This is a genomic window from Hydrogenophaga pseudoflava (assembly GCF_004353865.1).
Classification (GTDB): Bacteria; Pseudomonadota; Gammaproteobacteria; order Burkholderiales; family Burkholderiaceae_C; genus Hydrogenophaga; species Hydrogenophaga pseudoflava.
Genome location: NZ_CP037867.1, coordinates 1,862,310 through 1,881,267, shown reverse-complemented (window position 1 = coordinate 1,881,267; position 18,958 = coordinate 1,862,310). Strand labels below are relative to the sequence as shown.

Annotated in this window: 17 protein-coding genes and 1 pseudogene; 6 read left to right on the top strand and 12 right to left on the bottom strand. The window is 67.0% G+C overall.

The window, feature by feature from the left end:
- Positions 1-173: 173 nt before the first annotated feature.
- Positions 174-842: a hypothetical protein gene (locus HPF_RS09150; RefSeq protein WP_133156410.1), complete on the top strand. Its 669-nt coding sequence runs from the start codon at positions 174-176 to the stop codon at positions 840-842.
- An 18-nt stretch (positions 843-860) separates the two neighbouring features.
- Positions 861-2,270, top strand: coding sequence for a cytochrome c oxidase accessory protein CcoG (gene ccoG, locus HPF_RS09145; RefSeq protein WP_079366006.1), 1,410 nt, complete (start codon positions 861-863; stop codon positions 2,268-2,270).
- A 23-nt stretch (positions 2,271-2,293) separates the two neighbouring features.
- Here the strand turns inward: ccoG and pcaF are convergent, their stop codons facing one another.
- The 7 genes and pseudogenes from pcaF to HPF_RS09115 all read right to left on the bottom strand — a co-directional run bounded on the left by pcaF (position 2,294) and on the right by HPF_RS09115 (position 10,803).
- The gene (gene pcaF, locus HPF_RS09140) at positions 2,294-3,496 is read right to left on the bottom strand and encodes a 3-oxoadipyl-CoA thiolase (RefSeq protein WP_079366005.1); all 1,203 of its coding nucleotides are present in this window, start codon (positions 3,494-3,496) and stop codon (positions 2,294-2,296) included.
- 11 nt (positions 3,497-3,507) lie between these two features.
- Positions 3,508-4,833: an MmgE/PrpD family protein gene (locus HPF_RS09135; protein ID WP_133156409.1), complete on the bottom strand. Its 1,326-nt coding sequence runs from the start codon at positions 4,831-4,833 to the stop codon at positions 3,508-3,510.
- A 2-nt stretch (positions 4,834-4,835) separates the two neighbouring features.
- Positions 4,836-6,545: an FAD-dependent oxidoreductase gene (locus tag HPF_RS09130; RefSeq protein ID WP_341785654.1), complete on the bottom strand. Its 1,710-nt coding sequence runs from the start codon at positions 6,543-6,545 to the stop codon at positions 4,836-4,838.
- 58 nt (positions 6,546-6,603) lie between these two features.
- Positions 6,604-6,882 (bottom strand): annotated as a pseudogene (locus tag HPF_RS24140) (enoyl-CoA hydratase/isomerase family protein); the annotation flags it as partial.
- A 10-nt stretch (positions 6,883-6,892) separates the two neighbouring features.
- On the bottom strand, positions 6,893-9,013 hold the full coding sequence (locus tag HPF_RS09125) for an acetate--CoA ligase family protein (protein WP_133156408.1): 2,121 nt from the start codon (positions 9,011-9,013) through the stop codon (positions 6,893-6,895).
- A gap of 5 nt (positions 9,014-9,018) precedes the next feature.
- Positions 9,019-9,810 carry an enoyl-CoA hydratase/isomerase family protein gene (locus HPF_RS09120; RefSeq protein ID WP_133156407.1) on the bottom strand — a complete coding sequence of 264 codons (792 nt, stop codon included), beginning with the start codon at positions 9,808-9,810 and terminating at the stop codon, positions 9,019-9,021.
- Between the two features lie 15 nt (positions 9,811-9,825).
- Positions 9,826-10,803 (bottom strand): tripartite tricarboxylate transporter substrate binding protein, encoded by a 978-nt coding sequence (locus HPF_RS09115; protein ID WP_133156406.1) that lies wholly within the window; start codon positions 10,801-10,803, stop codon positions 9,826-9,828.
- A 195-nt stretch (positions 10,804-10,998) separates the two neighbouring features.
- Between HPF_RS09115 and HPF_RS09110 the strand changes: the two genes are divergently transcribed.
- Positions 10,999-11,781, top strand: a complete 783-nt coding sequence (locus tag HPF_RS09110; protein WP_133156405.1) for an IclR family transcriptional regulator — start codon at positions 10,999-11,001, stop codon at positions 11,779-11,781.
- A 370-nt stretch (positions 11,782-12,151) separates the two neighbouring features.
- Here HPF_RS09110 and HPF_RS09105 read toward each other — a convergent pair whose 3' ends face one another.
- Positions 12,152-12,430: a hypothetical protein gene (locus HPF_RS09105; RefSeq protein ID WP_133156404.1), complete on the bottom strand. Its 279-nt coding sequence runs from the start codon at positions 12,428-12,430 to the stop codon at positions 12,152-12,154.
- 7 nt (positions 12,431-12,437) lie between these two features.
- Positions 12,438-12,953 (bottom strand): hypothetical protein, encoded by a 516-nt coding sequence (locus HPF_RS09100; protein ID WP_133156403.1) that lies wholly within the window; start codon positions 12,951-12,953, stop codon positions 12,438-12,440.
- A 149-nt stretch (positions 12,954-13,102) separates the two neighbouring features.
- On the opposite strand from HPF_RS09100, the gene HPF_RS09095 reads away from it, so the two are divergent.
- Positions 13,103-14,185 carry an IS110 family RNA-guided transposase gene (locus tag HPF_RS09095; RefSeq protein WP_133156402.1) on the top strand — a complete coding sequence of 361 codons (1,083 nt, stop codon included), beginning with the start codon at positions 13,103-13,105 and terminating at the stop codon, positions 14,183-14,185.
- 291 nt (positions 14,186-14,476) lie between these two features.
- Here HPF_RS09095 and HPF_RS09090 read toward each other — a convergent pair whose 3' ends face one another.
- The 3 genes from HPF_RS09090 to HPF_RS09080 all read right to left on the bottom strand — a co-directional run bounded on the left by HPF_RS09090 (position 14,477) and on the right by HPF_RS09080 (position 17,476).
- Positions 14,477-14,914, bottom strand: coding sequence for a T6SS immunity protein Tdi1 domain-containing protein (locus HPF_RS09090; protein WP_133156401.1), 438 nt, complete (start codon positions 14,912-14,914; stop codon positions 14,477-14,479).
- 87 nt (positions 14,915-15,001) lie between these two features.
- A complete protein-coding gene (locus HPF_RS09085) occupies positions 15,002-15,358 on the bottom strand; it encodes a hypothetical protein (RefSeq protein ID WP_133156400.1) in 357 nt (118 codons plus the stop codon).
- A 591-nt stretch (positions 15,359-15,949) separates the two neighbouring features.
- Positions 15,950-17,476, bottom strand: coding sequence for a CoA-acylating methylmalonate-semialdehyde dehydrogenase (locus tag HPF_RS09080; protein WP_133156399.1), 1,527 nt, complete (start codon positions 17,474-17,476; stop codon positions 15,950-15,952).
- Positions 17,477-17,580: 104 nt separating this feature from the next.
- On the opposite strand from HPF_RS09080, the gene HPF_RS09075 reads away from it, so the two are divergent.
- Entirely contained in the window at positions 17,581-18,564 is a 984-nt protein-coding gene (locus HPF_RS09075; RefSeq protein WP_079365996.1) for a LysR family transcriptional regulator, read from the top strand.
- Positions 18,565-18,618: 54 nt separating this feature from the next.
- A complete protein-coding gene (locus tag HPF_RS09070; RefSeq protein ID WP_066150828.1) occupies positions 18,619-18,837 on the top strand; it encodes a hypothetical protein in 219 nt (72 codons plus the stop codon).
- Positions 18,838-18,958: the final 121 nt, after the last annotated feature.

The window sequence follows — 18,958 nt, the reverse complement described above, 5'->3', positions numbered from 1 at the left end:
ATGGTAGGGCGGTCGAAGGCACGCGGCTCATCTGCCGCAGTGTCCGCCCTTTTCCTGAAGAAGGGTCGTATCAGAAGCAGGCATATCCATGGGGAGCAGCGCACAGCTGATACGGTCGGTTTTCAATCCATCTGAATCCTGCGCATCAGAGCCCCCGGCGGCACCATGGACGCATGTCTGCACACACCGCCCTCCTCCGCGTTCAGCCGCGCGCTGCCCTGCCTTGTGCCCAGGCGCGACTGGCCGACATGGCCGCCAGCGGATGCCTCGGCATGGGCGTGCCCAGCCACCTGGGTGGACAGGGCGGCCAACTGGAAGACCTGTTCCGCGACCCGGGCGCCCGCCACTGGCTGCAGGGCCTGCACCACGCGGACCGGCTGGTATTCCTGTCCCAGCGCCTGGTGGTCGAGGCCCTGGTCAGGACCGACAACATCGGCCTGAGGGAACTTCACCTGCCCGACCTGCTCGTCGGTGCGACAGCCGGCGCTTCGGCGCTGGAGTCGCCCCCTCTGGAGGCCAGGACCCTGGGACTGGGCTGGCAGTTTCATGGGCTGCTGCGCGGGGTGCCCAACCTGCAATGGGATGGTTTCTCGTTGTTGCTGCCAGTGCAGACCGCAGGCCAGATCGAAGGCATGCTGCTCGTCCGCTCCGAGGAGAACGGACTCACCGTGCACCCTGGCGAGAACCCGGACCTGTGGTCGTCGGCCGCCTGCGGCGACGTGCAGTTCCAACAGACTTTTCTGCGCGCCGACGAATGGCTGGGCGACCAGCCGCTGTGGTCATCGCTGGTCCAGACCCATCAGATGCTGCGCGCCGGCTTGCACCACCTTCCACACCCGTAAACACCCACGAGGCACCCCATGCCCAAAGTCATCCCGATCCAGCCCGTTGAAGCCTGGACACCCGTTGACAAGATCCACGCCCGCTCCACCCAGGGCCTCTTCAACCGCTGGCGCTGGACCTTCGTGTGGCTGACGCAGGCTTTCTTTTACGGCGTGCCATGGCTGACCTGGAACGCGCGGCAGGCCGTGCTGTTCGACCTCGAAGCCAAGCGCTTCTACCTGTTCGGTGCCGTGCTCTTTCCTCAGGACCTCATCTACCTCGCGGCCCTGCTGGTCATCAGCGCCCTGCTGCTGTTCTTTGCCACCGCGGTGGTCGGGCGGGTCTGGTGTGGCTTCGCCTGTCCCCAGACCGTCTACACGTCCCTCTTCATGTGGATCGAACACCGGTTTGAAGGCAGCCCGCAGAACCGCAAGCGCCTGGACCAGGCGGGCTGGGGCCCGGAGAAGCTGCTGCGCCGGGGCGGCAAGCACCTGGCCTGGGCGGCGTTTGGCCTGTGGACGGGCTTCACCTTCGTGGGTTATTTCACCGCCATCCGGCCGCTGGCGGCCGACATCCTGTCACTGTCCGTGGGGCCCTGGACCAGTTTCTGGGTCCTGTTCTACGGCCTGTTCACCTACCTCAACGCCGGCCTGGTGCGCGAGAAGGTCTGCCTGCACATGTGCCCCTACGGACGCTTCCAGGGCTCGCTGATGGACGAGCGCACCCTCAACGTGGCCTACGACCATCGGCGGGGTGAACCCCGGCGCGGCCGTCTCGAAGACGACGACCGAACTGTGAACCAGGGTCACTGCATCGACTGCACCCTGTGTGTGCAGGTCTGCCCCACGGGCATCGACATCCGCAACGGCCTGCAGGCCGCATGCATCGGCTGCGGCCTGTGCATCGACGCCTGCGACGACGTGATGGGCAAGGTGCACGCCCCCAAGGGCCTGATCCGCATGGCCTCCCTGCACGAACTGGGTGGTGCCGCCAGCAGCCAGCGCCCCTTCCTGCGGCGCGTGTGGCGCACCCGGGTCTGGGTCTATGGCGGTCTTCTGGCCCTGGTCATCGCGGCCACCGTGGCGGCATTCGCCAACCGACCGGACGTGCGCATGAACGTCATCCGCGACCGCACGGTCATGGCGCGCCAGGTGGAACAGGGGGCGGTGGAGAACGTCTACACGCTGCAGCTGATGAACGCGTCGGACCACACCCGCACGGTGGTGGTGGCCGTGGAGCCGCCTCATCTGGTGAGCCTTCACCAACCCGTCACCGCAGAGCTGGGGCCGGCACAGGCCACCACCATCACGGCCACCGTCCGCATGCCCAGCGTCGAGGCGGCGCAACACGCCGGCGAGGTGGTGCCCATCCGCTTCGTGGTGGCTTCGCCCGAACGGGCAGGCCAGGCAGAAGTGGACGAGCCATCCACCTTCCTGGTTCCACGCTAGCCCACGAAACAAAACGGGTCAGGTCACACCCGCTCCAGCACCACCGCAATGCCCTGCCCCACCCCGATGCACATGGTGCACAGCGCGTAGCGGCCACCGCTGCGGTGCAGCTGGTTGACGGCGGTGGTGGCCAGGCGGGCGCCGCTGGCACCCAGCGGGTGGCCCAGGGCGATGGCGCCGCCGTTGGGATTGACGCGCGCGTCGTCGTCGGCCAGCCCCAGGTCGCGCAGCACGGCCAGGCCCTGGGCGGCGAACGCCTCGTTGAGTTCGATCACGTCCATCTGCGCCAGCGAGAGCCCGGTGAGCGCCAGCACCTTGCGCGTGGCCGGCGCGGGGCCCATGCCCATGATGCGCGGCGGCACGCCGGCGGTGGCCATGCCGACCACGCGGGCGCGCGGCGCGAGGCCATGTCGCGCAGCGGCGGCTTCGCTGGCCAGCAGCAGCGCGGCGGCGCCGTCGTTCACACCCGAGGCGTTGCCGGCGGTCACGCTGCCGTCGGGGCGCACCACCCCTTTGAGCTTGGTCAGCGCCTCCAGCGTGGTGGCGCGTGGGTGCTCGTCGCGGTTCACCACCAGGACCTCGCCCTTCTTCTGCGGCACATGGACCGGCACGATCTCGGCGTCGAACACGCCCGTCTGCTGCGCGGCCAGGGCCTTGGTCTGCGAGGCCAGGGCCATGCGGTCCTGGTCGGCGCGCGAGATGTGGAACTCGGCCGCCACGTTCTCGGCCGTCTCGGGCATGCTGTCCACGCCGTACTGCGCCTTCATCAGCTTGTTGACGAAGCGCCAGCCGATGGTGGTGTCCTCGACGCTGTTGGCGCGCGAAAAAGCGCTGGTCGCTTTCGGCATCACGAACGGCGCGCGGCTCATGCTCTCCACGCCACCGGCGATCATCAGCTCCACCTCGCCACTCTTAATCGCCCGCGCCGCCGTGCCCAGCGCGTCCAGGCCCGAGCCGCAGAGGCGGTTGACCGTGGAACCGGGCAGCGCCATCGGCAGGCCGGCCAGCAGCGCGCTCATGCGCGCCACGTTGCGGTTGTCTTCACCGGCCTGGTTGGCGCAGCCGTAGACCACGTCGGCCACCGCTTCCCAGTCCAGGTGCGCATGGCGCTCCATCAGGGCCCGCAGCGGGACCGCGCCCAGGTCGTCGGCGCGCACACTGGAGAGGGCACCGCCGTAGCGGCCGAAGGGGGTGCGCACGGCGTCGCAGATGAAGGCGTGGGTCATGTTGTCTCCGTTCAGGGAAGTTGGGCGCTCTGGTGCAGTTGCCAGATGCGCGCGAGCAGCGCGCGGGCTTGCGCCTCGCCGATCACCGGCGTGGCCAGCTCCATCAGCTTGCCTTCGAGGTCGGCGTCGGACAGCGGCAGTTCCGGGTCGCCCTTGCGGTCGGGCTGCAGCAACGTGAGCTGGCGGCCATCGCGCAGGGTGATGGTCACGTGCGCACCGCGCCGGCCCGGGAAGGCGGCGTCCACGGCGAGGTCCAGCGCTTTGTGGATGCGCTGCATCAGCGCGCGCGTGGCCGGGTCGTTCAGCCGCTCCGGCTCGAAGGCTGAGAGGCGCACGCTGCCATGCACCAGCGCGCTGGCCACCATGTAGTGCAGGCTGAAGCGCGCCTGATCGGCGTTCTGCGGATCCACGTGGGGGGCGATGTCCAGCGTGGGCTGGTAGACGCCGAGCGCCACGCGCTCGATGTCCGCGTGGCGGAAGCCGTGCTGGCGCTGCAGTTCCAGCGCGCCGTCGATGGCGGCGAAGGTGTGACCGCAACCGATGTGGTTCTTGAAGGTCAGGCGGGTGATGTGGAAGTCCTGACCCAGCGTGGCGCCCACGGCGGACCAGTCCGGCCCTTCGCTCATGGCCTGACCCAGGCCCGACTCACCTTCGAGCACGTCGAGCGAGCTGCGCATGCCGCCCGCGGCCAGCTGCGCGGCCAGCACGCCGGCCTCGGCCGCTCGCCCCGCGTGCAACGGTTTGGCCATAGCTTCCCCGCGGAAGGCCTGCTGCAGACCCGCGGTCATGGTGGCGGCAATGGCCAGCGCGTGAGCGAAAGCGGCCTCGTCCAGCTGCAGCAGGCTCGCCGCCGCCGCTGCGGCGCCAAAGCTGCCCATGGTGCCGGTGTTGTGCCAGTACCGGTAGTGCGGGCGTCCCATCACCACGCCAATGCGGGTGGAGACTTCATAGCCCAGCACCACGGCGCGCAGGAAATCAGGGCCGCTCGCCCCTTTGGATTGCGCCACCGCCAGCGCGGCAGCGATGGTGGCCGCGCCGGGGTGGTACATGGCATCGCGGAAGCTGTCGTCCACCTCGGCGGCGTGCGCGGCCGTGCCCTGGATCAGGGCCGCCGCGCGCGTCGTGGCACTTCGTCCCTGCACCAGTTGCGCCGCGCCCCGGTCCAGGTCGTCGGCCAGGGTCTTCATCAGCACCTGCACCGCCGGCGTGTCCAGCCCCGGGTAGATCGAGGCGTACCAGTCGATCACCGCGCGCTGGGCGTGGTGCGCCACCTCGGCGGGCAACGGTGTGCGGGCAAAGCCAGTGGCAAAGCGTGCGAAGGTTTCAACGGCGTGCATGTTCAGTTCTCCGTGGTGAGCAGGTGGCGCAGGTCGCCGGCCACAAAGCCTGGTCCGCTGAGCCCGGCCAGCCACCGCAGGTCGTCCTGCAGCGCATCGACACCGCGCTCGTGCGCCCAGAACACCGGGCCACCCTCCCAGCGCGGGAACCCATAGCCGTTGACCAGCACCACATCCACGTCGGTGGCGCGCTCGGCCACCCCCTCGGCCAGCAGCAACGCGGCCTCGTTGACGATGGCCAGCAGCGCGCGGCGCACGATCTCGTCGTCGCCGAGCTCGCGGGGCTGCAGACCCTTGTCCGCGCGGGCCTGCGCGATGAGTTGATGCACCGCTTCGTCCACCTGCGGGCCCTTGCCGCCTTCGGGGTAGCGGTAGTAGCCCGCACCGGTCTTGCGGCCCAGGCGACCGGCTTCGCACAGGCGGTCGGGGATGTGCACATAGCGTGCACGCGGGTCGCGCGTGGCGGCCTGGCGCATGCGCCAGGCGATGTCCAGCCCCGACAGATCGGCCACCGCGAACGGCCCCATGGCAAAGCCGAAGGCCTGCAGCGCAGCGTCGACCTGCTCGGGCCAGGCGCCCTCTTCCACCATGAACTCGCACTGGCGCCGGTAGGCCGCGTACAGGCGGTTGCCGATGAAGCCAAAGGCGTTGCCGGTCAGCACCGGCCGCTTCTTCAGCCGCTTGCCCAGCGCCAGGCCCGTGACCAGCGCGTCGGGCGCTGACGCCTGGCCGCGCACCACTTCCATCAGCTTCATGACGTGGGCCGGACTGAAGAAGTGCAGGCCGATCACGTCCTGAGGCCTTGACGTGGCCGCGGCGATGGCGTCCAGATCGAGGTACGAGGTATTGGACGCCAGCACCGCGCCCGGTCGCGCCACCGCGTCGATGCGCCGGAACACCTGCTGCTTCACCCCGAGGTCTTCGAACACGGCTTCGATGACCAGATCGGCACTGGCCAGTTCGGCCCAGTCCAGGCTGGTCTGCAGCCGCGCCTCCAGCACGGCGGCGCCACTCGCATTCAGCTTGCCCATCTGCACCCGGCCAGCGTAGTGCGCGTGGATGCGCGCAGCCCCCCGCTCCAGCGCCGCGGCGTCCTGTTCCAGCAGCAGCACGCGGTAGCCCGCGTCCAAGGCCGAGATGGCGATGCCCGAACCCATGGTGCCCGCGCCGATCACCGCCACGAGTTCCACGGCGCGTGGCACGGCGCCGTCCAGGGACGGATGCTTGGCGCTGTCGCGTTCGGCAAAGAACTGGTGCCGCAACGCGAACGCCTCGCGCGAGACGCGCAAGCGCTGGAACACCGCGCGTTCGTCGGCCAGGCCGTCATCAAAACCGACATGGGCCGTCGCCGTGATGGCGTCGATGGCCGCCAGCACCGCAGGCCGGCGCTTGCCGGCCTTGAGCGCAGCGGTCGTGGCTTCCCCCACCTCCGCGCTCTGGGTGGACGGCACATCGCGTTCGCGCATCAGCCGCTTCTCTCCCCTGAGCTGCCGGGCGTGCGCGACCGCGGTTGCGCGCAAATCACTGCTGGCGATCTGGTCCACCAGACCAGCCTCCAGCGCGGCCGCAGCGGGCACCCGCTCGCCCGAGCAGATCATGCGGATCGCACGTGGAATGCCGACAATGCGCGGCAACCGCTGCGTGCCGCCCGCACCGGGGATGATGCCCAGCGTCACCTCGGGCAGACCGACCACCGTGCCCGGTGCGGCCACGCGCGTCGCAACCGAGCGCCAGCTCGAAGCCGCCGCCCAGCGCAGCGCCATGCAACGCGGCGACCACCGGCTTGCCACAGGTCTCGATGGCCGCAATCACAGCCGGCAGCTGCGGCTCGGTCAGCGGCTGACCGAACTCGCGCAGGTCGGAACCCGCGATGAAGGTGCTGCCGGCGCCGATGAGCACCGCGCCTTCCAGCGTGTCGTCGTTGCGCAGGGTCTCGATGGCGGCCATCAGCCCCTGCCGCACGGCAGCCGAGCCGGCGTTGATGGGTGGGTTGTCAATCACGATGACAGCGATCTCGCCGTCCCGTTCCAGGTGCACGCGTGGCGTCATGAAAGCGTCCTCAGGCCAGCACGACCACACCGTCGGCGGCGCTCACGCCCTGACCCTGAGCACGCACGAACACGGGGTTGATCTCGGCCTCCACCAGGCGGTCGCCCAGTTGGGCCGCCATGCGGGAGAACGCCACGATGGCGTCCACCAGCGCCTCCACGTCGGCCTTGGGCCGGCCCCGGAAGCCGTCGAGCAGCGGCCAGGTCTTGAGATCCTTCGCCATGGACAGTGCCTCGGCGCGGCTCAGTGCCTTGAGGCCCTGGCCATCCTGCGCCAGCAGGCGCATGGTGGTGTCCTTGAACAGCTCGGCCGTCACACCACCCATGCCCAGCAGCACCGCCGTGCCCAGCGCGTCGCGGTGCATGCCCAGGATCAGCTCGGTGCCGCCGCCCACCATCTCCTGCACCAGGAAGCGGTCCGGGCGCACACCGGCCTTGGCCTGCACATCGGCGGTCATGGTGACCAGGCGCTCGCCCACGGTCTCGGGTGTGAGGCCGATGGCCACGCCACCCACATCGCTCTTGTGCGTGATCTGCGACGAGAGGATCTTCAGCACCACGCGGCCGCCCAGCTCGCGCGCCGCGACCTCGGCCTCGGCCGGCGTGGTGACGATGCGCTCGGCCGCACAGGGCACGTTGAAACGCGCGAACAGCTGCTTGGCCTGGGCCTCGTCCAGCGAGCCCGAAGGCAGATCGCCCGTGTCGACGACACCCACCGTGTCGTTCTCTTCGACGGGCGCCACAAAGCCGCCGACCCTGAACATGGCGGCCAGCGCCGCGGTGCAGCTCTCGGCCGCCGCGAAGGCGGGCACGCCGTGGCGCGTGAGCAGGGCCCCCACGTCGGGCGCGTGCGGGCTCACATAGGCCATCACCGGCTTGTCCGAATCGGGCAGGCAGTCGCGGATGGCGTTGGCCATCAGCTCGGGCATGGCCAGGCTGGACGAGCCGACGATGATCACCAGCGCGTCGTAGCTCGGGCTGGCCAGCAGGGCGCGGATGGCACCGCGCAGCAGGTCGGGCCGCAGGCCGGCCAGGGTCACGTCGATCGGGTTGCGGTCCAGCACGGCTTCGCTGCCGGTCTGCAGGGCGCGCAGCGCCTCGGCCGTGGCTGCGTCGGGCGCGGGTGTCTCGAAGCCAGCCACGCCCAGGTCGTCGGACACCAGCGTGCCGGCGCCGCCGGTGCTGGTGAGAATGGCCACGCGCTGGCCGCGCATGTGGCGGCCGGTCGCCAGGGCCACGGGGATGTCCAGCAGGTCGTTGAAGGTCTGCGCACGGATCACGCCCACCTGCTTGAACAGCGCGTCGTACATGCGGTCGGCGCCGGCCATGGCACCGGTGTGCGACACGGCGGCCTGGGCACCCGCTTCCGAGCGGCCGATCTTGAAGGCCACCACCGGCTTGCCTTTGCTCGCCGCCTTGAGGCAGGCGGCCCGGAACTTGGCGGGGTCGCGCACGGTCTCGACGTACAGCGCGATCACCTGCGTGGCCGGATCGTCGGCCAGGTGGTCGATGAAATCGGCCAGCTCCAGGTCCACCTCGTTGCTGGTGGAGATCAGCTTGGACAAACCGATGCCGCGCGCCGCGGCCCGCGACAGCAGCGAGCCCAGGATGCCGCCGCTTTGCGACACCACACCGATGCCGCCCACAGGGAACTCGTCCATCTCCAGCGCACCGGTGGCCGAGAGCACGATGTTGTCGGTCAGGTTCACCAGCCCGATGGTGTTGGGGCCCAGGATGCGCATGGACCCGGCCGCCTCCACCAGCTGCTTCTGGCGGCGCGCGCCGTCTTCACCTGTCTCGGTGTAGCCGCTGGCCAGCACGATGGCGGCCGCGCAACCGCGCGCCGAGAGCTCTTTCACCGCGAGGTGGGCACGTTCGGCACCGAGCAGCACGATGGCGACATCGGGCGTCTCCGGCAACGAAGCGATGTCGGGGTAACACGGCAGGTCGCCAATGCGGTCGGCCTTGGGGTTCACCGGCAGGATGCGGCCGGCAAAGCCGTGTTTCTGCAGGTAGGCCACCGGGCGGCCGGCGGTTTTGGTCGGGTCGGCCGAGGCGCCGATGATGGCAACGCTGCGCGGCTGGAGCAGGCGATCAATGGCGTTCGTGGGAGCGAAAACGGGCGCATCCATGGTGTTCACTCCTTGCCGGCGGTCTTGGCCAGAAACGCTTCCACCGAGGCGCGGTGCTCGCTGCTGGTGTAGCAGATGCCCTGCGCCTGGCTGCCCTGGGCGAACACGTCGTGCGAGCTCAGCTCGAAGCTCTGGTTGAGGATGGTCTTGGTCAGCGCGATGGCCGTGCCGGAGGCCTGGCTCAGCTCGGCGGCCCAGGCCTGCGCGTCGGCCAGCAGGGTGTCGGCGCCGGTCTTGCGGTCCACGATGCCCAGCGCCAGCGCCTCGTCCACCAAGACCCGCCGGCCGGTGAAGATGAGTTCCTTGGCCCTGGCCAGGCCCACACGGCGCGGCAGGAAGTACATGCCGCCGCCGTCCGGGATGATGCCGCGCAGCACATAGGACCAGGCGAAGCTCGCCCACTCGCTGGCGATGATGAAGTCGCAGGCCAGCGCGGTGTCGGCCCCCAGGCCCGAGGCCGCGCCGTTCACGGCCGCAATCACCGGCTTGGGGCAGGTGTGCAGCAGGGCCTGCGTGTGGTGCACGCGCTGCTGGCGGTGCCAGCCGTTGAACCCCACCTCGCCGGCCGGGGCGTTCATGCGCTTTTGCATGCCGCTGATGTCCCCCCCGGCGCAGAAGCCCTTGCCGGCGCCGGTGAGCACCAGGGCGCGGATCGCCTTGTCGGCGGTCACCGACTCCAGGGCGTGGATGAATTCCGAGCGCATGTCGTCGCTCATGGCATTGCGCTTGTCGGGGCGGTTGAGGGTGAGCGTGGCAACGCCTTCGCTCACGGTCAGTTCGATCAGTGTGTAGTCCATGTCGGGCATCCGGGTTCAGTCGGCCTTGATGTTGTTTTCCTTGACGATCTTTCTCCAGCGCGCCTCTTCGGTCTTCACATAGCGGTCGAACTCCGCGGGATCGGACGCGTTGACGACCAGGCCTTCGTGCTCCACCTTCTTCACGAACTCGGGGCTTTGCGCGGCCTTCTTGATGGCGGCATTGAGCTTGGCGATCACGGGGGCCGGCGTGCCGGCGGGCACAAAGAAGCCGTACCAGCTCTCCACCGAGTAGCCCGGCACCGTGGCGGCCACGGTGGGCACACCCTTGAACGCGGGCGACGGCTCGGGCGTGGTCACCGCCAGGGCACGCAGCTTGCCCTGCTCCACCATGCTGGACACCGCGGCGGCGGTGCCGAAGAACAGGTCCACCTGGCCTCCGAGCAGGTCGTTCATGGCCGGGCCCGCCCCGCGGTAGGGGATGTGCAGCAGGTCGGCCTTGGTGAGGTTGACAAACATTTCACCGGCCAGATGGGCCGAGGTGCCGTTGCCCTGGGAGGCGTAGGTCAGCTTCTTGCCGGACTTCACCGCGTCCAGCACGTCCTTCACCGACTTGTACGGGCTTTCCGTGCGCACCACCAGCACGTTCGGCCCGCGGCCGACCAGGCTCACCGGCGCGAACGCGGTGTCGTTGTTGTAGGGCAGCTTGGAGAGCAGGCTGGGGTTCACCGCGTGCGCCATGGTGGCGATCACCAGGGTGTAGCCGTCCGGCACGCTCTTGGCGACCAGGTCGGTGCCGATCACCGTGCCGGCACCGGGCTTGTTTTCGACGATCACCGTCTGGCCCAGCGCCTGCGACATGCCCAGGCCCAGGGTGCGGGCAATCAGGTCGGTGCCACCGCCAGGGGCGAACGGCACGACGATGCGCACCGGCTTGTCCGCCGGGTACTCGGCATGGGCCGCACCGGCGAAGGCCGCCAGACTCAGGCACAGGCCACTGGCCAAGCTGCGCAGGGAAATGGAAAAGAGTTTCATGGGTGTCTCCTGGGTGGAAAGGGGTCGGGAGCTGCCTCTGGTTCGGCGCCGCATCGACCGGTTGGGCGAGTCCTGAGCTTATGGGTGCATGGCCTCTTTGAGACCCTCTCAATTCCAATCAGTGGAATTTAGAATGACCTTGTGAACGAGTGAAATGCTGCCCAGACACCTGGGCAAACCCTCGAAAGGCGCGCCATGAATCCGCTCGAAGAACACCCTGGACGATCGGCCGCGAACCGCTCCCTGCTGCGCGGCGCCGACATCCTGCGCGCCTTCCGGCCGGGGTCGGACCTGCTGGGCAACAGCGAGATCGCGGAGCGCACCGGCCTGTCCAACTCCACGGTGAGCCGCCTGACCCAGACCCTGGTCGCGGCCGGCCTGCTGCAGCAGGACCGCGCCCGCCGCGCCTACCGGCTCGCGCCGCTGGTGCTCAGCCTGGGGCATGCGATGCGATCGGGCTCGCAGGTGCTGGCCATCGCCGCGCCCCGCATGCGCGCGCTGGCCGAGCGCGAGCGCATCAACGTCGGCCTGGCCTACCCCGACCGGGACGAGATGGTCTATCTGGAATCGATCCGCTACAACCGCCGCGTGGCCCTGCGCAACGTCGTGTCCGGCCAGCGCGTGCCCATGGAACTCACCTCGCTGGGCCGGGCGTACCTGGCGGCGGCGCCCGCGGGCCGCTACCGGCTGCTGGAGCCCATCTTCAAAAAACGCAATGGCCGGCACTGGCCGGAGGTCAAAAAGGCCATCGGGGCGTCGATGGAGAGCATGAAGTCCAAAGGCTATTGCTGGGCCAGCTGGCAGCCCGAGGTTCTGGCGCTGGCCACCGCGTTCCCGTCCTCGGAAGGTCTCTGCGTCGTCAACGTCAGCATGTCCACGCAGGAACCGCCCGAACGCTGGATCAAGACCCTCGCCCCCCACCTGCTGCGCCTGAAAGAGGAGATCTGCCTGGAGCTGTCGAAGCTGCCCGAACCTTAAGGTTCTTCGGCACTGCCTCCCGTCCACCAGACAGCCCGCAGTCGACCCCTGTCCCGTTGGGCAGGGCCCCGTGCGCCGCCGCGCGGCGCCTCGCTCGCTGGACCGGTGCACCGGGGCGCCCTGCGCCGCTCATGTCCCCCGACGGCCTGCGGCCGTCTCCTCCTTTACTTCGCTCTGCAGAGCACCCCGGTGCGCCGGTCCGGGGGTTGGCGCGCGTGGCGGCGGTCATTCACTTTTCAGATTGACCTGTTTCGGCCAGGAGCGGACGCTCAACGTTGGCCGTAACCGGCGACTGCGGAAAGGGCCGGCGAAGCCGGCGGACGCCCGCAGGCGTCCGTGTTGACGAACCTGTTAGGCCTCGTCGCGCGGCTCAAGCTGCGCTCCCAGGCATTTGGCTTGATTTGCGGATGCGCGACCAGAGCCAGCGGCCCCCAAGATTCCACGCGGCGAGAGGCCAAAGCAGAACGCGTGCAGCCCAGCCGACGAGACCAACTTGAATGATGAGTGGCATGGCCATAGCCAAGCAGTCCGAACCGGGCATGCAGTTGCGCTCGACCATGAAATTGGTTACCTCTCGATCAAGCGCCAACGGAAGATAAGCGACAGCCAGCCAGAAGACACAGAGCATTGCAGCCAGAAGATGCTTCATGCGAGGCCTAACGATTAAGGCCAGCGGAGGCTGTAGGCCGTCCGTTCTGGGCCGATTTGTTAGGTGCTAACACCCGAGAAAGATATCCCTTTTCATAGCACTGCACATGTGCCGTCTCCACGGCATGTGGAAGGTAGATCCTTAGGAAGGCTCCATTGCTGCGGAGCACCTTGCTCTGTTGCTCCTGTGGGATACGCGACAGATCTAGGGAGTTAGGCATTTTCTTAGAGCTTTGAACTAGGTCTAGTCCAAGCTCTTCGAATTCAGCAGCAACCTCAAGAAATCGCTGAGTTGGCAACTGCATGTCATAGCGAACGCGGCGAAATTCCGCCGCAATGCTCTTTCCGCACTTTTTGACCGGAAGCGATGACTCCCACCAATCCCAAACTTGAGAAGGACCGTGCCCGAAGATCCAAACCCACGGAATTTCAGGGTTAACAAACGGCAGCAGAGTACTGACCTTGGCTGCATCGACGACCAAAGTCTCCACTCCGTTTCGATCCCAAAACTCCAACACGTCCATATGGGCACCTAACGCTTGAATTAAGCCGCGCCGCGAAGCGGCGTCGGCTTGAATGATGGGATGGACTCCCCCGTTTGTTTGCGCGAGAAACGCGCACTGGTCTTCATTGGCGTGGGGATCAGGTCTTCAACAAACGAAAGGAGTCCGAGATGCATGCTACTACCGTGGCCGTCGACTTGGCCAAATCCGTTTTCCAGATCGCTGTTGCCGATGATCAATGGCGCATCGTTGAAACCCAGCGCCTGACGCGCACCCAGTTCGAGCGCTGGTTTGCCAACCGATCTGTATCCCTGGTCATCATGGAAGCCTGCGGCTCGGCCCACCATTGGGCACGCTGGCTCAATGGTCTGGGCATCTCCGTTCGCCTGCTGCCCGCACAGTACGTGCGCGCCTACGTCCGGCGCAACAAGACCGACGCCACCGACGCTGCCGCGTTGCTCGAAGCCGCACGCGCTGCCGACATCCGCCCCGTGCGCGTGAAGTCTGTTGAACAACAAGCCCTGCAGGGCCTGCACCGCATCCGCTCGCTCTGGATGGGCACGCGCACCTCGCGCATCAACGCCTTGCGCGGCTTCTGTCGCGAGTTCGGCATCACCATCCCGCAGGGTGCCCGCACCGGGGTCGAGATGATCGGCCGCGTGCTGGCCGATCCGCGCTCGGCCGTGCCCGACCTGATCCGCCACACCGCCGGCATGCTGCTCGAAGAGATCCGCCTGCTCGAAGCGCGCATCGCCCAGGTCGAGCGCGAGCTCGCCAGCGTCGCCCGCCACAGCCCTGCCTGCACGCTGCTGCTCTCAGTCCCCGGCATCGGGCTGCTCACCGCCACCGCCCTGGTGGCCGCCACGTCGGGCGACGTCACCCACTTCCAGGACGCGCGCCACTTCTCCAGCTGGTTCGGCCTGACGCCGCGCGAATACAGCTCGGGGTCGAGCCGGTACCTGGGCCGCATCTCCAAGAAGGGCGACCGCTACCTGCGCATGCTGCTCACGCACGGCGCGCGCAGTGTGCTGCGCGCGGCCAAGGTGGCCGAGGGGGCGGGCAAGGACGTTTGCGGCATCCGCCGCTGGGCGCTGGAGGTGCAGGACCGCAGCAACCACAACAAGGCCACCTGCGCCCTGGCCAACAAGCTCGCGCGCATCTGCTACGCCACGCTGCGCGACCACGCGCCGTTTGACGAAGCCGCCCGGCTGAACAAAAAACAAAGCCGGCAGAGCTTCGCCCTGCCGGCCTGATCTCGTCTGAGCTGCTCTCTTCACCCCCCATCTCACCTTGCGACGGGTTTGATCGACCATCATGGCCAACCGGGTTCCTCCCACACCGCACTACGCCGATAACTCTTCCGGCAGCTTGCCTGCCGCTTGCAGCGTGTGGCGACGCGGTGGCGCAGATTCCATGTCGGCACGGGACAGACACGATCCCACTCCAGATGCCGGATATACGACTGCAGATGCTCTACCCCAAGGTCCCCAATCGGTCAGGCTCTTGCTGTTGAGGGGGAGTCCATATATGAATTGTTAGGCGCGCTAGCCGACGATGCTAAGTTTGACTTGTGCGCCATCTGGCAGATCCTCAATTTGTTGAGCAATGTCGCCTGATGCGGAGATGAGCCCGCTCAGTGAGATGGTAGCGAGGTTGTCACCGCCATACTCTCCGCCAAGTACGCCCGGAATTTTGAGGCAGTACTTGAAGCCAGGACGGAGTGGGCCGAGGCTCTGACGGGCTTGTTGAACCAAATCGCTCATATGCCAGTCCCGTAGGAACTCTTGGTCTTGGGAAAGTCGATCAAGCTCCTCTCTCGACCGTGCAACAATCTTGCAGTAGAGATCTTCTGGGCAAATGCGCCAGTAGCGTTCGTTCTGATCTTTGACCATAAGGTTGCCAAAATCGTTATCTCCTACGATTTGGCTAGGCTCTAGGCCAGTCCAGCCCCATGCCTCTTTGACGATTGCGATTAGTTCCATACGCGCCTAACGCAAAAAAGTGACCCGCGGATCGTAGGCTGGAGAAAACAGCCAATAGGACGTCGGTGTCGACTGCCATGTTAAGTCTCATGGCCTTGGGGAAGACGCAGTATTGCGCCAACCATAAGGTCTATCAAGATTATCTACGTAGGTTCCTTTTGAAAGAAACGTACCAAAGAGAAGAGCAAGAACGAAAACAGTGATGGCCATATAAGATTGAATATTCGTGATATCGAGAGGACCGGATAACCATTCGATCACACGGAACCCCAATGCTAACAAAAGACCGCAGGCGGCTAATGCGATGCCTCTCCTGTCGTACTCACGTTCGTTACGCTTAGAGACCCAATGCAGTTCCCTAGCCCGCTCTAAACGGTAGCCTTGCCATCCTATACCGAAGGCACAGCCTGCCAAAATGACACACAGCGTGAGATAACTTTTCATTCTGCCGTTTCCGTTTTGTACAGCTGAGGCTGAATACTTCTGCAGGGCCAATACTGAGACATAACTTAGATATATCCCGCAAAACGGCGGATAACATTGGACGCAGTCGTTAAACAAAGTCGCATGACACCTCCAAAAGTTCTTTGAAATCAATTCAGTACAGCACAAATCTGTATGCATGAACAGGTATAACAGAATCGGCAACTCCGGCACTCCACGGTCGCCATCGCGAGGCAGTCTAGCGGCGTATCGCCAACTTGTGCCACGGGACCTGCCGGCTACAGACGATGAAAGGGCCGCCAGCCTTTCGCCCTGTTGCGAATGACGCCTCCGGGTCGAAACGAGACCCTGACCCCGCCATCCCGAGAAGACTCGACAAGCACGCGATCCCCGATGGGTGCACCGACGCAAATCCAGGTCTGAGCTGGGGTGGAGGGCGAAGCGAAGTAAAGGAGGAGGACCGGGCAAAGCCCGGTCCGGGGGACATGAGCGCAGCCCTCCGCCCCAACTCAGACCCGCCGCAGAAGCAGCCAAAGAAAAAAGCCTCGCCACGCCAAAGCGCAACGAGGCCATCCAGACAGTCAAAAAAGATTACTTGGCCGTCGGCATCACGAACTCGGCGCCCTTGCCAATCGATTCCGGCCAGCGCTGCATGATTGACTTCTGCTTGGTGTAGAAGCGCACGCCCTCTTCGCCATAGGCGTGCATGTCGCCGAACAGGCTCTTCTTCCAGCCGCCGAAACCTTGCCAGGCCATGGGCACCGGGATCGGCACGTTGATGCCGACCATGCCCACCTGGATGCGGCGGGCGAACTCGCGCGCCACGTTGCCGTCGCGGGTGAAGCAGCTGGTGCCGTTGCCGAACTCGTGGTCGTTGATGAGCTTCACGGCTTCGCCGAAGTCGGCCACGCGCACGCAGCTGAGCACCGGGCCAAAGATCTCTTCCTTGTAGATCTTCATGTCGGTCGTCACGTGGTCGAACAGCGTGCCGCCCATCCAGAAGCCGCCCTCGCAGCCCTCACCGGCCTGCTTCGCATCGAAGCCGCGGCCATCGACCAGCAGCTGCGCGCCTTCGGCCTGGCCGGCGTCGATGTAGCCGCTGATGCGGGTATGCGCGGCGGCGGTGACGATGGGGCCCATCTCGGCGGCCAGGTTGGTGCCGTTGAGCACCTTCAGCGTCTTCGTGCGCTCGATCAGCTTGGGCATGATCTTCTCGGCCACGTCGCCCACCAGCACCGCCACGCTGATGGCCATGCAGCGCTCGCCGGCCGAGCCGTAGGCCGCGCCAACCAGGGCGTCCACCGCCTGGTCGAGGTCGGCGTCGGGCATCACCACCATGTGGTTCTTGGCGCCGCCCAGGGCCTGCACGCGCTTGCCATGGTGGGCGCCGGTTTCGTAGATGTAGTTGGCGATGGGGGTGGAGCCGACGAAGGAAATCGCCTTCACGTCCGGGTGCACCAGCAGCGCGTCCACGGCTTCCTTGTCACCGTGCACGACGTTGAACACGCCGTCCGGCAGACCGGCCTGCTTGAGCAGGTCGGCGATCATCAGCGACGGGGTCGGGTCGGTCGGGCTGGGCTTGAGCACGAAGGTGTTGCCGGCGGCAATCGCGACCGGGAACATCCACATGGGCACCATGACCGGGAAGTTGAACGGCGTGATGCCGGCCACCACGCCCAGGGGCTGGCGGATGGTCCAGTTGTCCATGCCGGTGGAGACCTGGTCGGTGAAGTCGCCCTTGAGCAGCTGGGGGATGCCGCAGGCGAATTCGATGATGTCGATGCCGCGGGCCACTTCGCCCTGCGCGTCGGTGAAGACCTTGCCGTGTTCGGCGGTGATGGCGTGGGCCAGTTCGTCCTTGTGCTGGTTGACCAGCTCCAGAAACTTGAACATCACGCGGGCTCGGCGGATGGGCGGCGTGTCGGACCAGGCGGGGAACGCGGCCTGCGCGGCGGCCACCGCGGCGTCCACGTCCGCGGCATTGGCCAGGGGCACCTGGCCGGTGACGGCGCCGGTGGCGGGGTTGGTCACGGTCTGGCTGCGCGTGGCGCTGCCGGCGAAGCGGGCGCCGGCCACGTAGTGCGGAATGTCGGTGACGGCGGGGTGGCGTGCGTTCATGAATGTGTCTCCGGTGGATGAATGCCCGCAGTCTAGGAAGCACCCCCTGTCGATACAAGACCGAAACCTTGAATTGATTGTTCACATTAATGAACAATCGGGCCATGAACGAACAGAAGATCCATGAGCTGTGGGGCCACGTGCACTGGCTCACTGTGCTGGACCAGCAGGGCAGCTACACGGCCGCTGCCGCGCGGCTGGGTGTGAGCAAGGCGGCCATGAGCCAGCGCATCGCCGAGCTGGAGCGGTTGGCCGGCGTGGCCCTGGTGCAGCGCACCACGCGCAGCGTGCGCCTGACCGAGGCCGGCCAGCGGCTGGCCGACCAGGCCCGCCCGGCTTTCGACCAGATCGCGCAGAGCGTGGCCCAGGTGCGCGATCTGGCCGGTGCGCCGCGCGGCCTGATCCGGCTGACCGCGCCGGTGGCGCTGGCGCGGCAGCAGCTGGTGCCGCGGCTGGCCGAGTTCTTGCGCCAGCACCCGGAGGTGCGCATCGAGCTGAACCTGTCGGACCGGCTGTCCTCGCTGGCCACCGAGGGCTTCGACCTCGCGATCCGCCACACCGCCCACCCGCCGGACACGCACGTGGCCTGGACGCTGTGCGCCACGCACTCGGTGCTGGTGGCCAACCGCGCCTACCTGCGGCGCCAGGGCACGCCGAAACACCCGGCCGATCTGGTGGAACACAACTGCCTGCACTACCCGCGCTCGCAGGACAACCCGGCCTGGACGCTGGAGCCGCGCGATGCTCGCCTGGGCGAGCGCGTGACGGTCCAGGTGCGCGGCTCGCTGGCCGCCAACAACAGCGAGGCGCTGCGCGACGCGGCCCTGGACGGGCTGGGCATCGCGCTGCTGCCGGACTTCAGCGCGCAGGCGGCCCTGAAAGCCGGCAAGCTGGTGGAGGTGCTGCCCGGCTGGACGCCGGTGGGCTCGTTCGCCGACCGGCTCTACGCGATCCGCCCATATTCGGCCCACGTGCCGCTGGCGGTGTCGGCGCTGGTGAACTTCCTGCGCGAGGCGCTGGCGGACGGGTTCGGCGATCTGGAGAGCGCTCCCCAAAACACCGGACATACATCACGACACAAAACCTAGGGTTTACCCTATACTGCAGTGCAGCAAATCCGCCGTTGTCATCAGGAGCGTGTCATGAGCACTGCAACCTTTTCCCATTCCGCCCACTTTCTGAGCACCGTCCGCGAAATGTTCGCCGGCTGGTTCGACTCGCGCACGGCCAAGACGGCCCGCCCCCTGACCCGCTTCGAAGAAGCCGAGCAGCTGCGCGCCATGGCCGACGACGTGGCCCAGAGCGACCCGGCGTTCGCGCAAGACCTTTACGCCGCCGCAGATCGTCACGAACTTGGGTAACACCCCCCTGAGAACCAGCGTCTCCCCCCTGCGCCGCTGACGCGGCTTCCCCCCTCTCTGGCGCGCCTTCGGCGCTTGGAGGGGGGACGGCATCTGCGGCCCGGCGAAGCCGGTTCCGCGA